Origin of the sequence: Caulobacter segnis ATCC 21756, assembly GCF_000092285.1 — a bacterium.
GTDB lineage: Bacteria > Pseudomonadota > Alphaproteobacteria > Caulobacterales > Caulobacteraceae > Caulobacter > Caulobacter segnis.
Genome location: NC_014100.1, coordinates 170,715 through 185,193, shown reverse-complemented (window position 1 = coordinate 185,193; position 14,479 = coordinate 170,715). Strand labels below are relative to the sequence as shown.

The window sequence follows — 14,479 nt, the reverse complement described above, 5'->3', positions numbered from 1 at the left end:
GTAGAGCCATGCTGGTGCATGGGTTTGACTGAAGAACGATCAAGCCTATCGAGCTATTAGTACCGGTAAGCTCCATGCGTCGCCGCACTTCCACACCCGGCCTATCAACGTGGTGGTCTTCCACGGCTCTCAGCGAGACCTTGTTTTGAGGTTAGTTTCCCGCTTAGATGCTTTCAGCGGTTATCTATTCCACACTTAGCTACCCTGCTGCACAGCTGGCGCCATGACAGGTCCACCAGAGGTGTGTCCATCCCGGTCCTCTCGTACTAGGGACAGATCCTCTCAAGTCTCGTACACCCACGGCAGATAGGGACCAAACTGTCTCACGACGTTCTGAACCCAGCTCACGTACCACTTTAATCGGCGAACAGCCGAACCCTTGGGACCTGCTCCAGCCCCAGGATGTGATGAGCCGACATCGAGGTGCCAAACTTTGCCGTCGATATGGACTCTTGGGCAAAATCAGCCTGTTATCCCTAGAGTACCTTTTATTCGTTGAGCGATGGCCCTTCCACGCAGGACCACCGGATCACTATGGCCGACTTTCGTCTCTGCTCGACTTGTCAGTCTCGCAGTCAGGCGGGCTTATGCCATTGCACTCGACGACCGATTTCCGACCGGTCTGAGCCCACCATCGCGCGCCTCCGTTACACTTTGGGAGGCGACCGCCCCAGTCAAACTGCCCGCCACGCCATGTCCCGGACCCGGATAACGGGCCGCGGTTAGACGTCAGCAACAATAAGGGTGGTATTTCAAGGATGGCTCCACTCGAACTGGCGCCCGAGTTTCATAGCCTCCCACCTATCCTACACATGTTGCTGCTAACGCCAAGGCGAAGCTGCAGTAAAGGTTCATAGGGTCTTTCCGTCTGACCGCGGGAACCCCGCATCTTCACGGGGAATTCAATTTCGCTGAGCCTATGCTGGAGACAGTGGGGAAGTCGTTACGCCATTCGTGCAGGTCGGAACTTACCCGACAAGGAATTTCGCTACCTTAGGACCGTTATAGTTACGGCCGCCGTTTACCTGGGCTTCAATTCAGAGCTTGCACCCCTCCTTTTAACCTTCAGGCACCGGGCAGGCGTCAGACCCTATACGTCGCCTTGCGGCTTCGCAGAGCCCTGTGTTTTTGATAAACAGTCGCTACCCCCTGGCTTGTGCCACTCTTCTCTGGTTGCCCAAAGAAGAGTCACGCTTATCCCGAAGTTACGCGTGCAATTTGCCGAGTTCCTTCAGCATAGTTCTCTCAAGCGCCTTGGTATACTCTACCTGCCCACCTGTGTCGGTTTCGGGTACGGTCTCCGTTGGAGTTATTTCCAGGGACCTGTTCACTGCCAGGAGCAATCCAATAAGCCCTGACAATTTACCAGATCCGTCACTTCCAACTGGTTCAGGAATATTCACCTGATTCCCATCGACTACGCCTTTCGGCCTCGCCTTAGGGGCCGACTAACCCTGCGCAGATTAGCTTTACGCAGGAACCCTTGGGCTTTCGGCGAGAGGGTCTCTCACCCTCTTTATCGCTACTCATGTCAGCATTCTCACTTCCGATACCTCCAGCAAGGCTCACGCCTCACCTTCACCGGCTTACGGAACGCTCCGCTACCGCGTGCTTACGCACACCCATACCTTCGGCGTCTGGCTTGAGCCCCGTTACATTTTCCGCGCAGGTTCGCTTGACCAGTGAGCTGTTACGCTTTCTTTAAATGATGGCTGCTTCTAAGCCAACATCCTGGTTGTCAAAGCAAACCCACATCGTTTCCCACTTAGCCAGAACTTGGGGGCCTTAGATGATGGTTAGGGTTGTTTCCCTTTTCACGACGGACGTTAGCACCCGCCGTGTGTCTCCCGGATAGTTCTCTTGGGTATTCGGAGTTTGATTAGAATTGGTACAGCTCGCGCCGCCCGCATCCATTCAGTGCTCTACCCCCCAAGGAATACGTCCGAGGCACTACCTAAATAGTTTTCGCGGAGAACCAGCTATGTCCAGGTTTGATTGGCCTTTCACCCCTATCCACAAGTCATCCGAGAATTTTTCAACATTCACCGGTTCGGTCCTCCAGTAAGTGTTACCTTACCTTCAACCTGCTCATGGATAGATCACCTGGTTTCGGGTCGTCATGCGACGTACTTATTCGCCCTATTCAGACTCGCTTTCGCTGCGCCTACACCTAACGGCTTAAGCTTGCACGGCACATGAAGTCGCTGACCCATTATACAAAAGGTACGCCGTCACCACGCGCGGTGGCTCCGACTGCTTGTAGGCTTCCGATTTCAGGTTCTGTTTCACTCCCCTTGTCGGGGTGCTTTTCACCTTTCCCTCACGGTACTTGTTCGCTATCGGTCATTGAGGAGTACTTAGGCTTGGAGGGTGGTCCCCCCATGTTCAGACAGGATTTCACGTGTCCCGCCCTACTCGAGTCTGTCGCTATTTGACGCTTACGGGGCTATCACCCACTATGGCGGACCTTCCCAGATCCTTCAGCTTTATGTCACGACAGCACTGGCCTGGTCCCGGTTCGCTCGCCACTACTACGGGAGTCTCGGTTGATGTCCTTTCCTCCGGGTACTGAGATGTTTCAGTTCCCCGGGTTTGCTTAATGGAGCCTATGTATTCAGCCCATTATACCTTGTCTGATCAACCGATCCTGGCCCCGCCCGAAGGCGAAGCTAAGTCGGGTGACCATAAAGGTGGGTTTCCCCATTCGGAGATAGCCGGATCAAAGGGTGCTCGCGCCTCCCCGGCTCTTATCGCAGCGTGCCACGTCCTTCATCGCCTCTCAATGCCAAGGCATCCGTCAGAAGCCCTTATGCGCTTGATCGTTCTCAGCAAAACCCATGCTGTTTCAGGTCTCGCCGCGTCACGCGGGGAGGCCTGAGCATGAGCTCTACCTTTAGTCAGACAATGATGTCTTCTTAAGTCCGCCCTTAAACCGGATCCGCATCCCAGGGGTGAGCTGCGGTCGGCGGGAGAACCCTGCCTTCACAATGTCATTTCGCATCAGCGCCAGGCGCTGCTGCAAACTTGTCATTCCAATCGCGAGAACCTCTTTGTTTCATCGTCTTCGCTACCGCTTCGCTGCTTGAGCGAAGACGAAGCGAGATTTCCAACAAAGCATGGTGGAGCCAGACGGATTCGAACCGACGACATCCTGCTTGCAAAGCAGGCGCTCTACCAACTGAGCTATGGCCCCGCTCTTTTGCAAGAGATGGAGGTTAGCCAGGAGAGCTGGTCGTGATCCGAAGTCAGGAGAAAGAGTGGTAGGCCTGGGCAGACTCGAACTGCCGACCTTACGCTTATCAGGCGTACGCTCTAACCACCTGAGCTACAGGCCTATGACGGCCTTCGGGGCATCCGCTCCGGGCTCGCGATCGCATCCTGATCTCGACGATCAGGATGAGTGGAAAGAGAAACGAAGACGGCGGCGATCCGCTCTTTGTGGTGCGTCAAGCGCACCGTGTCTTGGAGCTTCAATAGACCCGTGAGAGCCTGGAGAAGCATCCTTAGAAAGGAGGTGATCCAGCCGCAGGTTCCCCTACGGCTACCTTGTTACGACTTCACCCCAGTCGCTGACCCTACCGTGGTCGCCTGCCCCCTTGCGGTTAGCGCAGCGCCTTCGGGTAAAGCCAACTCCCATGGTGTGACGGGCGGTGTGTACAAGGCCCGGGAACGTATTCACCGCGGCATGCTGATCCGCGATTACTAGCGATTCCAACTTCATGCTCTCGAGTTGCAGAGAACAATCCGAACTGAGACGACTTTTAGGGATTGGCTCCCCCTCGCGGGATTGCAGCCCTCTGTAGTCGCCATTGTAGCACGTGTGTAGCCCACCTTGTAAGGGCCATGAGGACTTGACGTCATCCCCGCCTTCCTCCGGATTAACTCCGGCAGTACGATTAGAGTGCCCAGCCAAACCTGATGGCAACTAATCGCGAGGGTTGCGCTCGTTGCGGGACTTAACCCAACATCTCACGACACGAGCTGACGACAGCCATGCAGCACCTGTGTCCCAGTCCCCGAAGGGAAAGCCACATCTCTGTGGCGGTCCGGGCATGTCAAAAGGTGGTAAGGTTCTGCGCGTTGCTTCGAATTAAACCACATGCTCCACCGCTTGTGCGGGCCCCCGTCAATTCCTTTGAGTTTTAATCTTGCGACCGTACTCCCCAGGCGGAGTGCTTAATGCGTTAGCTGCGTCACCGACATGCATGCATGCCGACAACTAGCACTCATCGTTTACGGCGTGGACTACCAGGGTATCTAATCCTGTTTGCTCCCCACGCTTTCGAGCCTCAGCGTCAGTAACGGACCAGTATGTCGCCTTCGCCACTGGTGTTCTTCCGAATATCTACGAATTTCACCTCTACACTCGGAGTTCCACATACCTCTTCCGTACTCAAGACTGCCAGTATCAAAGGCAATTCCAAGGTTGAGCCCTGGGCTTTCACCTCTGACTAAACAGTCCGCCTACGCTCCCTTTACGCCCAGTAATTCCGAGCAACGCTAGCCCCCTTCGTATTACCGCGGCTGCTGGCACGAAGTTAGCCGGGGCTTCTTCTCCGGGTACCGTCATTATCGTCCCCGGTGAAAGAATTTTACAATCCTAAGACCTTCATCATTCACGCGGCATGGCTGCGTCAGGCTTTCGCCCATTGCGCAAGATTCCCCACTGCTGCCTCCCGTAGGAGTTTGGGCCGTGTCTCAGTCCCAATGTGGCTGATCATCCTCTCAGACCAGCTACTGATCGTCGCCTTGGTGAGCCTTTACCTCACCAACTAGCTAATCAGACGCGGGCCGCTCCAATGGCGATAAATCTTTCCCCCGAAGGGCACATCCGGTATTAGCTCAAGTTTCCCTGAGTTGTTCCGAACCAAAGGGCACGTTCCCACGTGTTACTCACCCGTCCGCCACTAATCCCGAAGGATCCGTTCGACTTGCATGTGTTAGGCCTGCCGCCAGCGTTCGCTCTGAGCCAGGATCAAACTCTCAGGTTGAGTTGACATTGACTCCAGTGTTTAGACCGAGGGGAAAACCTCAGTCTGCGTTCTGGTTTGCATAGTATCTTGACGAGTTCCCATCACACTCCGATCAGCCCGAAGGCCAATCGGCGTATAAATGGTGTCTTCAAGAGACCGCATAACGTCAGCGTCAATGATCCACTCCGTAGAGTGAACCGCCAGAGCGCCGCCGCCTGCGTTTCTCTTTCCAAATCAACAATGTCAAAGACCCGAACCGCCTCAGCGGCCCCACCGTTTAGCGCCCGGTGTCGGCGGAGGCGGCTATCTATCCAACCTCGAATTCCGTGTCAAATCGTTTTTTCAAACTTTCTGAACCGGACCGGCGAACCCTGGAAATCCAGGAAGCGCCAGAGTGGCAGGCTTCTAGAGAAGCCAACCAAGTCAGTCAAGAAGTTATTTCGAGAAGATCTCAAAATCTCTACTTAACTAACCCTTCACCGCGCCGCTGAATTCTTGCGAACTCTTGGCGGCGATGATCGGAGCGGCGCTTCTAATGAGGTGACATTCCGAAGTCAACCAACTCTTTTCGACTTTTTCGCGTCACCGGAAACCCGGAAGCGAAGAGACAAAAAGAAGACCCTCAGGGCTGCCGAAGCCGCCCTTGCGGATCCATCATCGAGTCAGTTGGAGCGCGGTATCTAGCCAAGCGTCTGGGTCGATGCAAGCTCCCTTTCGGGGGCCGCGTCGTCCGGTCGCGAAGCCGTTCCGAGCGAGGCGTTGATCTAGTCTCCGCCCCGCGCTCTGGCAACCCCCTCGCGACAATATAACGACGCTCTTTTGAAGAAGCCGTGGAACCGTTTCCGATCGGCCCCTCCAGAGTCTCCCTAGTGCTGGCTCTCGGGGAGACGCACCACCAGGCCATCCAGGGCGTCGGTCACCTTGATCTGGCACGACAGGCGGCTGTTGGGTTCGACGTTCTCGGCGAAGTCCAGCATCGACTCTTCCATGGCCGACTTGTCGCCGGTCTTATCGAGCCAGGCTTCGTCGACATAGACGTGGCAGGTCGCGCAGGCGCAGGCGCCGCCGCAGTCGGCGTCGATGCCCGGCACGTTGTTCTTCACGGCGCCTTCCATGACCGTCAGGCCCGGCTTGACGTCGAGGGCGTGCTCGGTCCCGTCGTGTTCGATGTAGGTGATCTTGGCCATGTGGTTCTCTTGTTCCCCTTGGCGGTCCCCGGATGCCCATTGGGCATCCGCCTCAAAATATTCAGAGCGCGGCTACCGCCAAAACCGCTCACACTTTTGGCTGCCGCGCTCTAAGCCGCCACTTCCTTCATGGACACCGACGTGTCGGCAAGCTTCTCGACGCTCACCGGCGCGCGTTTGGCGATCAACTGCTTGCCGGCCATGAATTCCGGCGGCGCGTTGACCGCTTCGACGGCCTGCAGCAAGTCGCCCTTCAGATGGAAGACCGCGAACTTGGCGGCGGCGACGTCGCCGCGCACGACCGTGCGATCGGCTTCGAACGGCAGACCCGCGATCTGTAGCTTGAGGTCATACTGATCCGACCAGAACCACGGGACCTCGGGCGCGGGACCCGGCCGGCCGAGAATCGCGGACGCCGCCTGCTTGGCCTGCTCGAGCGCGTTGGGCACGCTCTCGAGACGGAACTGGCGCTCATAGAGCGGCAGCGGTCTATGGGTGACGTCGCCGATCGCGAAGATCGCCGGATCCTCCGTACGCGCCGCAAGATCGACGACCACGCCGTTAGCGGTCGTCAGGCCGGCGTCCTTGGCCAGTTCGTCATTGGGAATCGCGCCGACCCCGACCAGGGCGACGTCGCACGGCAGAAGACGCCCGTCCGACAGACGCACGCCCCGGATATGATCGCCCTCGCCCTCGAAGGCCTCGACGCCGGCGTTCAGTTCGAACGTCACGCCCCGGGCGCGGTGATAGTCCTGGAAGAAGGTCGACAGGGTCTCGCAGGCGACCCGGGCCAGCACCCGGCTCTCGCGCTCGACCACGACGACCTCGGCGCCGAGCGCCCGGGCCGAGGCGGCCGCTTCGAGACCGACATAGCCCCCGCCGATCACCGCCAGGCGCTTGCCGGGACCCAGGGCATGCTTGAGCAACTCGGCGTCGGCCGCGGTGCGTAGGGCCAGGACGCCGGCGAGGTCAGAGCCCGGAATCGGCAGCTGACGCGCGCGGGCGCCGGTGGCCAGGATCAGGAAGTCGTAGGAAATGGCTTCGCCCGAGGCGAGCGTCACGGTCTTGGCCGCGCGGTTGATGCGTTCGGCCACGCCCGACAGGCGCAGGGAGACATTGTTCTCGCCGTACCATTCGGCCGGCTTGAGCGCCAAGGAGTCGGCGTCGGCCTCGCCCTTCAGCCAGGCCTTGGACAGCGGCGGGCGCTGATAGGGCAAGAGCGGCTCGTCGCCGATCAGGACGATCCGGCCTTCGTGACCGTACTGACGCAGGAACGCGGCGGCCGAACCGCCCGCGTGGCCCGCGCCGACGATGACGACGCATGCGTTCTGATTGGCTTCAGCGCTCAACGACGCCCTCCCTTTCGTCAAAAATGACGGCGGCGTCACCTATTGGCAAGCGCCTTCGATAGAGGCGGATATAGAACGCGTCAGCGAAAGTGTATGCGGTTTCGCGCCCGGACGCGTTCCTCGCTTAGAGATGGAGCCTGCTCAGGCAGGCTCCAGAGGGCGGCGGTTCGTTTCCAAACCGCCGCCCTCTGGATCGTCTGGATCACGCGTCAGACGACGCGCTCGACCATCATCTTCTTGATTTCGGCGATGGCCTTGGCCGGGTTCAGCCCCTTGGGGCAGACCTGGGCGCAGTTCATGATCGTGTGGCAGCGATAGAGCTTGAAGGGATCCTCAAGCGCATCGAGGCGGTCGCCGGTGGCCTCGTCGCGGCTGTCGATCAGCCAGCGATAGGCGTGCAGCAGGGCCGCTGGGCCCAGATACTTGTCGCCGTTCCACCAGTAGCTGGGGCACGAGGTCGAGCAGCAGGCGCAGAGGATGCACTCATAGAGACCGTCGAGCTTCTCGCGATCCTCCGGCGACTGACGCCACTCGGCCTGGGGCTCGGGGGTGTCGGTGTGCAGCCAGGGCTCGATCGAGGCGTACTGGGCGTAGAACAGCGTCAGGTCCGGGATCAGGTCCTTGACCACCGGCATGTGCGGCAGCGGGCTGATCTGGACGGCCTTGCCCGGCACCTCGGCCCAGCCGTGGGTGCAGGCCAGGGTGTTGCGGCCGCCGATGTTCATCGAGCACGAGCCGCAGACGCCTTCCCGGCACGACCGGCGGAAGGCAAGGGTCGGGTCGATGGTGTTCTTGATGTACAGCAGCGCGTCCAGGACCATCGGCCCGACGGCGTCCATGTCGACGTCGTAGGTGTCCCAGCGCGGGTTGCCGCCCGTTTCCGGGTCGTAGCGGTAGATCTTGAAGGTCTTGACCTTCTTGGCGCCCGCGGGAGCCGGCCAGTGCTTGCCCGACTTGACCTGCGAGTTCTTGGGGAGTGCGAGTTCGACCATCGTACCCTCAGTAGACCCGTTGCTTCGGCGGGATGTAAGCGATGTCGTCGGACATCGTGTAGCTGTGCACCGGGCGGTAATCGATCTTCACCTTGCCGGTGTCGACGTCGAGCCACGCCAGGGTGTGCTTCATCCATTCGGTGTCGTTGCGGTCCGAGAAGTCCTCGCGGGCGTGGGCGCCGCGGCTCTCGGTGCGGTTAACCGCGCCGTTCACCGTGACCACCGCCTGGCCGATCAGGTTGTCGAACTCCAGGGTCTCCATCAGGTCCGTGTTCCACACGAGGCCACGGTCGGAAACCTTGATGTCGCTCTTCTTGTCCCAGACGGATTGCAGACGCTTGACGCCGCTTTCCAGGCTTTCGCCGGTGCGGAACACGGCGGCGTCTTCCTGCATGGCCTTCTGCATCTCGAGACGCAGCTCGGCGGTGCCGGTCGAGCCCGAGGCGTTGCGGAAGCGATCGAAGCGCGCCAGGTGCGCTTCGGTCTGCGCGTCCTTCAGTTCCGGCTGCTTGGCGCCGGGCTTGAGGATCTCGGCGCAGCGCAGGGCCGCCGCGCGACCGAACACCACGAGGTCGATCAGCGAGTTCGAGCCCAGGCGGTTGGCGCCGTGCACCGACACGCAGGCCGCTTCGCCCACGGCCATCAGGCCGGGGATGACCTGGTCGGGGTTGTCGCCGTTCTTAGTGACGACCTCGCCGTGATAGTTCGTCGGGATGCCGCCCATGTTGTAGTGCACGGTCGGCAGCACGGGGATCGGGGCCTTGGTGACGTCGACGCCGGCGAAGACCTTGGCGGTCTCGGAGATGCCGGGCAGGCGCTCGTGCAGGATCTTCGGGTCCAGGTGATCCAGGTGCAGGAAGATGTGGTCCTTGTTGGGACCCACGCCGCGGCCCTCGCGGATCTCGATGGTCATCGCGCGGCTGACCATGTCACGCGGCGCCAGGTCCTTCACCGACGGGGCGTAGCGCTCCATGAAGCGCTCGCCCTCGGAGTTGGTCAGGTAGCCGCCTTCGCCGCGGGCGCCCTCGGTGATCAGGCAGCCGGCGCCGTAGATGCCGGTGGGGTGGAACTGCACGAACTCCATGTCCTGCAGCGGCAGGCCGGCGCGCAGCGCCATGGCGTTGCCGTCGCCCGTGCAGGTGTGGGCCGAGGTGGCCGAGAAGTAGGCGCGGCCGTAACCGCCCGTGGCCAGGATCACCATCTGGGCCTGGAAGCGGTGCAGGGTGCCGTCGTCGAGCTTCCACGCGGTCACGCCGCGGCAGACGCCGTCGTCCATGATCAGGTCGAGGGCGAAGTACTCGATGAAGAACTCGGTGTCGTGGGCCAGGGACTGGCCGTACATCGTGTGAAGCATGGCGTGACCGGTCCGGTCGGCCGCCGCGCAGGTGCGCTGGATCGGGCCTTCGCCGAAGTTCTTGGTCATGCCGCCGAAGGCGCGCTGATAGATCTTGCCGTCCGAGGTGCGCGAGAAGGGCACGCCCCAGTGCTCGAGCTCATAGACCGCCGCCGGAGCGTTGCGGGTCAGGTACTCGATGGCGTCCTGGTCGCCCAGCCAGTCCGAGCCCTTGACGGTGTCGAACATGTGCCAGCGCCAGTCGTCGTGGCTCATGTTGCCCAGCGAGGCCGAGATGCCGCCCTGCGCGGCCACGGTGTGGCTGCGGGTCGGGAACACCTTGGTGATGCAGGCCGTCTTCAGGCCGGCCTGGGCGGCGCCCAGCGCGGCGCGCAGGCCCGAGCCGCCCGCGCCGACGACGACGACGTCGAACTTGTGGTCGATGAACTTGTAGGCCGACATCAATGGGCTCCGGTCACGGTCAGGGCCACCTTCAGGATCGAGAAGATCCCGATGGCGCCAGCCAGCACGCAGACGAACAGATTGCCGATCACCAGGGCCGACTTGCTCGTGAAGCGGTGGACATAGTCTTCGATCACCACCTGGACGGCGTTCGACAGGTGCACCAGCGCGGACAGCAGCAGAAGCAGCAGCAGCACGGCGTTCAGCGGGTGGCCGAGCCACGCGGCCACCGTGTGCTGGTCCGCGCCGATCAGCTTCAGGGCGCTGTAGACGCCCCACAGGCTCAGGGGCGCCAGGGCCAGGCCCGAAACGCGCTCGGTGATGAAGTGCGAGACGCCGTGGTGCGACGAGCCCAGGCCGCGGGCGCGCGACAGCGGCGTGCGGAACTGGATGGGCTGGAAGATGTCGTTCTTGCTCATGATCAGAACGCTCCGTTCGCGCCGGCGATGACCCAGGTCACGATCGTCGCCGCGACCGCGAAGGCGATCGCCATGGCGCCGGTCATGTCGGCGGTGCGCGGCTGGAAGCCCTTGCCGGCGTCCCAGAAGGTCTGGCGGATCGTATAGGCGACGTTGAAGAAGACCGCGAAGGTCTCGCCCAGCAGCACCAGCTTACCGATCGGCGAACCCAGGACGGCGGTGTAGCCGGCATAGGCGTCCGGACCGGCGGCCAGGGCGGCGGCCCAACCGGCCAGGATCACGGCGCCGACCCACAGGCCCACGACGCAGGCGCGGTGCAGGATCGAGCAAGCCATCGTGATATGCCAACGCCACACTTGCAGGTGCGGCGACATCGGGCGCTCGGGCAGCCCCCGGCTCGTGTCGGTCATGGGAGGTCCAACCTCAGTAGCCTTTGTGCGTTGCGGGACGCTTTTAAGCGCGAGGACTTAGCTGTCAATTAAACGACGCTCTCTTGAGAAACGTTCGCAACCTACGCGCCCGGCGTCTTCAAGGAACCGTAAGGCTCAGCTTGCGTTAGCTTCGGTCACGATACGGGGCGAACGGGGCGTCAGATGAACGAGCCGATCGATTTTCACGCAATATTCGATCGCATCCCTTCGCCCTACATGCTGCTGGATCGCGATCTGCGCTACGTCGCGGCGAACGCCGCCTATCTGGACACGCTCCAACGGCGCTGGGAAGACATAAGGGGCCTGTACCTCTTCGACGCCTTTCCCTCGGAAGGCGAGAGCCGCGCCCAGGTCGAGGGCGCCATCCTTCGGGCGCGCGACAGCGGCGAAGTGACGGAACTTCCGCTGATCCACTACGCGATCGAACGCCCGGCGCGCCTGGGCGGCGGGTTCGAGGACCGCATCTGGAGCGCCACCCATACGCCGATCCCCGACGAGACTGGCGCGACACGTTACATCCTGCAGCACACCCAGGACGTCACCGCGATCCAGCGCCTCAAGGAAGCCGCCTTCGGCTCCCGCTCAGCGACCATGCTTGGCGACGACGTGCTGCGCCGGGCTGAGACGGTCCAGTCTCAGAGCCGGGAGCTGCGCAATCTCTTCATGCAGGCGCCCAGCTTCATGGCCGTGCTGCGCGGCCCCGACCACGTCTTCGACCTGGCCAACAACGCCTATGCTCAATTGATCGGTCATCGGGAGGTGACGCGCCTGCCGGTGCGAGTCGCCTTACCCGAAGTCGTCGAACAGGGCTTCACGGATCTATTGGACCGCGTGCTGAGCAGCCGCGAGGCCTTCGTCGGTCGTCGCGTGAAGGTCGCGCTTCAGCGCACGGCCGAAGGGCCGCTCGAGGAGCGCTATCTCGACTTCATCTATCAGCCGATCATCGAGCCTGACGGAACCGCCTCCGGCGTCTTCGTCGAGGGCGTCGACGTCACCGATCAGGTCCAGGCCGACGAGCGCCAGCGCCTGCTGCTCGACGAGCTGAACCATCGCGTCAAGAACACCCTGGCCACGGTCCAGGCCATCGCCCAGCAGACCCTTCGCGGCGCCGAAGATCCCAGCGTCTTCGCCGAGGCATTCGAGTCGCGGCTTCTGGCCCTGTCCCAGACCCACAACGCCCTGACGGATAGTCATTGGGCCGGCGCGGGCCTGCGGCAGATCCTCGACCAGGAGCTGGGCCCCCATGGCGGCGAGCGCGTCGCGCTGGAGGGCGAGGACGTCCATCTGCCCGCCCGCGTGGCGCTGTCCCTCGGGATGGTGTTCCACGAACTGGCCACCAACGCCGCCAAGTACGGGGCGCTATCCACGGCGGGCCGGCTCTTGCTGAGCTGGTCCGTGACCGGCGAGGGCAGCCTCGTTTTCGAATGGCGCGAGACCGGCGGCCCGCCCACGGCCCCGCCCAGCCGGCGCGGCTTCGGCTCGCGGCTGATCGAGCGCAGCATCGCCGGCGAACTGCGCGGCCACGTCGCGTTCGATTATCGTGAGGACGGTCTGGTCGTACGTTTCGACACGCCGCTCTCCCGCCATCCGGACTAGGCCTTCGCGAACACCGTCAGGGCCAGGTGCTGCAGCAGCATGATGGTCTTGGCGTCGCGGATGCGGCCATCGGCGATCATGCCCAGGGCCTCGTCGATCGTCGGCTCCAGAACCTCGATGTCCTCGCCCTCGTCGGGATGGCCGCCGCCGTCGCCGATCCGCATCGAGGCGTCGTACTCGGCCACGAAGAAGTGCAGGATCTCGGTGACCGAGCCTGGGCTCATGAAGGCTTCGAACACTTTGCGGACGTCGCCCAGGCGATAGCCCAGTTCCTCTTCGACCTCGGCGCGGATGCGCGTTTCAGGCTCGGCGTCGTCCAGGAGGCCGGCCGCCGCCTCGATCAGGAGATCGTCATAGCCGTTGACGAAGGCCGGATAGCGGAACTGCTTGACCAGCAGCACCGTGCGGTTGGCCAGGTTGTAGGGCAGCAGCACCGCGCCGTTACCCCGGTCGTAGTGCTCGCGGCTCTGGGTCTGCCAGGTTCCGTCACGGCGCTTCCAGTCGAAGGTCGTGGTCTTCAGGACGTACCAGTTGTCGGAGAGGAGCTTGGTCTCGCGAACGCGGACGCGGTCATGGACGGACATCTGTTCTTCCTCAGTCGCGGACGCGCGAAACATAATCAGCCGAACGCATCTCCTGCAGGCGCGAGACGGTGCGCTCGAACTCGAAGGCGCCCTCTCCCTCGGGATACAACGCCTCGGGCTCGGCCTCGGCCAGGGCCACCAGCTTGGCGTCGGCCTCATAGAGGGCGTCGATCAGGGTGTTGAACCGCTTGGCTGCGTCGCGCCGCGCGGGCGTGAGGCAAGGCACATCCTCAAGGAATACGGTGTGGAAGCGCTCGGCCAGGGCCAGGTAGTCCTGCGGCCCCAGCGCCTGCTGGCACAGGCTGGCGAACGAGGCGCGGACCAGGCCGCCCGCCGCGCGCGGCAACCGCATCTTGCGGCCCAGAACCTCCAGCGTCGCGCCGGTCTCGGGCGCGCCGTCCAGCAAGTCGGCCCACAGCCGCTCGAACTCGGCTTGGCTCGCCTTGTCGATCGGCGCGAGCCAGGTGCGGGCCGCCCGCAGGCGATCCAGGCGGAAGTCGACCGGCCCGCGCACGGCCACGATGTCCAGCGCCGACTTCAGCATGTCGATGAACGGCAGGAAGAGCTGGCGGTTCAGCCCGTCCTTGTAGAGATCGTCCGGCGGCCGGTTCGAGGTGGCCACGAGGGTGACGCCCCGCGCGAACAGGGCCTCGAACAGCCGCCCCAGGATCATGGCGTCGGCGATGTCGGTGACCTGCAGCTCGTCGAAGCATAGCAGGCGCGCGTTCTGGGCGATCAGTTCGGCGGTCGGGGCGATCGGATCGTCGCCTTTAGACTGGCCGAAACGCGCCTTGCGCGCCGCCGCGTCGCCCTTGCGCCAGGCGTCGATGTCGGCGTGGACCTCGGCCATGAAGGCGTGGAAGTGGATGCGCCGCTTCTTGGCGACCGGCGCGCTGTCGAAGAAGAGGTCCATCAGCATGGACTTCCCCCGCCCGACCGGCCCCCACAGATAGACGCCGCGTTGGCTCTTGGGCTTGCGGCCGAAGAACGAGAAGTTCGGCTCGCCGGCGCCGTCCAGGTCGGCTTCCAGGCGGGACAGGGCCTCGACGGCGGCGGCCTGGGCGGCGTCGGGCTTGATCTCGCCCTGGGCCAGGCGCTCGCGATAGGCGGTGCGGAGGGATGTCGGCATCGGGAATTGCGGTTAGCGCGTGCG

9 protein-coding genes, 2 tRNA genes and 2 rRNA genes are annotated in these 14,479 nt (G+C 62.4%); 1 reads left to right on the top strand and 12 read right to left on the bottom strand.

From position 1 onward, the window contains the following. Positions 1–35 precede the first annotated feature (35 nt). The 10 genes from CSEG_RS00835 to sdhC all read right to left on the bottom strand — a co-directional run bounded on the left by CSEG_RS00835 (position 36) and on the right by sdhC (position 11,125). Positions 36–2,821 (bottom strand): 23S ribosomal RNA (locus CSEG_RS00835). A gap of 296 nt (positions 2,822–3,117) precedes the next feature. Beyond that, positions 3,118–3,193 (bottom strand) — tRNA-Ala (locus CSEG_RS00830). A 65-nt stretch (positions 3,194–3,258) separates the two neighbouring features. Further along, positions 3,259–3,335, bottom strand: a tRNA-Ile gene (locus CSEG_RS00825). A gap of 172 nt (positions 3,336–3,507) precedes the next feature. Beyond that, positions 3,508–4,991 (bottom strand): 16S ribosomal RNA (locus tag CSEG_RS00820). The 16S and 23S rRNA genes sit together here with 2 tRNA genes alongside, the layout of an rRNA operon. 848 nt (positions 4,992–5,839) lie before the next feature. After that, positions 5,840–6,160: a 2Fe-2S iron-sulfur cluster-binding protein gene (locus CSEG_RS00810; protein WP_013077360.1), complete on the bottom strand. Its 321-nt coding sequence runs from the start codon at positions 6,158–6,160 to the stop codon at positions 5,840–5,842. A 110-nt stretch (positions 6,161–6,270) separates the two neighbouring features. After that, the gene (locus CSEG_RS00805) at positions 6,271–7,509 is read right to left on the bottom strand and encodes an NAD(P)/FAD-dependent oxidoreductase (RefSeq protein ID WP_013077359.1); all 1,239 of its coding nucleotides are present in this window, start codon (positions 7,507–7,509) and stop codon (positions 6,271–6,273) included. Between the two features lie 209 nt (positions 7,510–7,718). Further along, entirely contained in the window at positions 7,719–8,501 is a 783-nt protein-coding gene (locus CSEG_RS00800) for a succinate dehydrogenase iron-sulfur subunit (RefSeq protein WP_013077358.1), read from the bottom strand. Positions 8,502–8,508: 7 nt separating this feature from the next. Then, positions 8,509–10,296, bottom strand: a complete 1,788-nt coding sequence (gene sdhA, locus CSEG_RS00795) for a succinate dehydrogenase flavoprotein subunit (protein ID WP_013077357.1) — start codon at positions 10,294–10,296, stop codon at positions 8,509–8,511. Then, entirely contained in the window at positions 10,296–10,751 is a 456-nt protein-coding gene (gene sdhD / locus CSEG_RS00790; RefSeq protein WP_193852716.1) for a succinate dehydrogenase, hydrophobic membrane anchor protein, read from the bottom strand. The genes sdhA and sdhD overlap by 1 nt, the downstream gene beginning before the upstream one ends. Continuing rightward, complete coding sequence (gene sdhC, locus CSEG_RS00785; RefSeq protein ID WP_013077355.1) at positions 10,718–11,125, bottom strand: succinate dehydrogenase, cytochrome b556 subunit; 408 nt, start codon at positions 11,123–11,125, stop codon at positions 10,718–10,720. Before sdhC ends, sdhD begins: the two co-directional genes overlap by 34 nt. 183 nt (positions 11,126–11,308) lie before the next feature. Here sdhC and CSEG_RS00780 point away from each other — a divergent pair, with 183 nt between their 5' ends. Next, a complete protein-coding gene (locus tag CSEG_RS00780; RefSeq protein WP_013077354.1) occupies positions 11,309–12,742 on the top strand; it encodes a sensor histidine kinase in 1,434 nt (477 codons plus the stop codon). On the opposite strand, the gene CSEG_RS00775 is transcribed toward CSEG_RS00780, so the two are convergent. Both CSEG_RS00775 and zapE read right to left on the bottom strand, forming a co-directional pair. Beyond that, entirely contained in the window at positions 12,739–13,326 is a 588-nt protein-coding gene (locus CSEG_RS00775) for an NUDIX domain-containing protein (protein WP_013077353.1), read from the bottom strand. The genes CSEG_RS00780 and CSEG_RS00775 overlap by 4 nt on opposite strands. Before the next feature lie 10 nt (positions 13,327–13,336). Next, entirely contained in the window at positions 13,337–14,455 is a 1,119-nt protein-coding gene (gene zapE, locus CSEG_RS00770; protein WP_013077352.1) for a cell division protein ZapE, read from the bottom strand. Between the last annotated feature and the right edge of the window lie 24 nt (positions 14,456–14,479).

Coding starts and splice junctions, on each gene's coding strand:
- CSEG_RS00810 (WP_013077360.1), bottom strand. CDS start 6,160: ATGGCCAAGATCACCTACATCGAACACGACGGGACCGAGCACGCCCTC.
- CSEG_RS00800 (WP_013077358.1), bottom strand. CDS start 8,501: ATGGTCGAACTCGCACTCCCCAAGAACTCGCAGGTCAAGTCGGGCAAG.
- sdhA (WP_013077357.1), bottom strand. CDS start 10,296: ATGTCGGCCTACAAGTTCATCGACCACAAGTTCGACGTCGTCGTCGTC.
- sdhC (WP_013077355.1), bottom strand. CDS start 11,125: ATGACCGACACGAGCCGGGGGCTGCCCGAGCGCCCGATGTCGCCGCAC.
- CSEG_RS00780 (WP_013077354.1), top strand. CDS start 11,309: ATGAACGAGCCGATCGATTTTCACGCAATATTCGATCGCATCCCTTCG.
- CSEG_RS00775 (WP_013077353.1), bottom strand. CDS start 13,326: ATGTCCGTCCATGACCGCGTCCGCGTTCGCGAGACCAAGCTCCTCTCC.
- zapE (WP_013077352.1), bottom strand. CDS start 14,455: ATGCCGACATCCCTCCGCACCGCCTATCGCGAGCGCCTGGCCCAGGGC.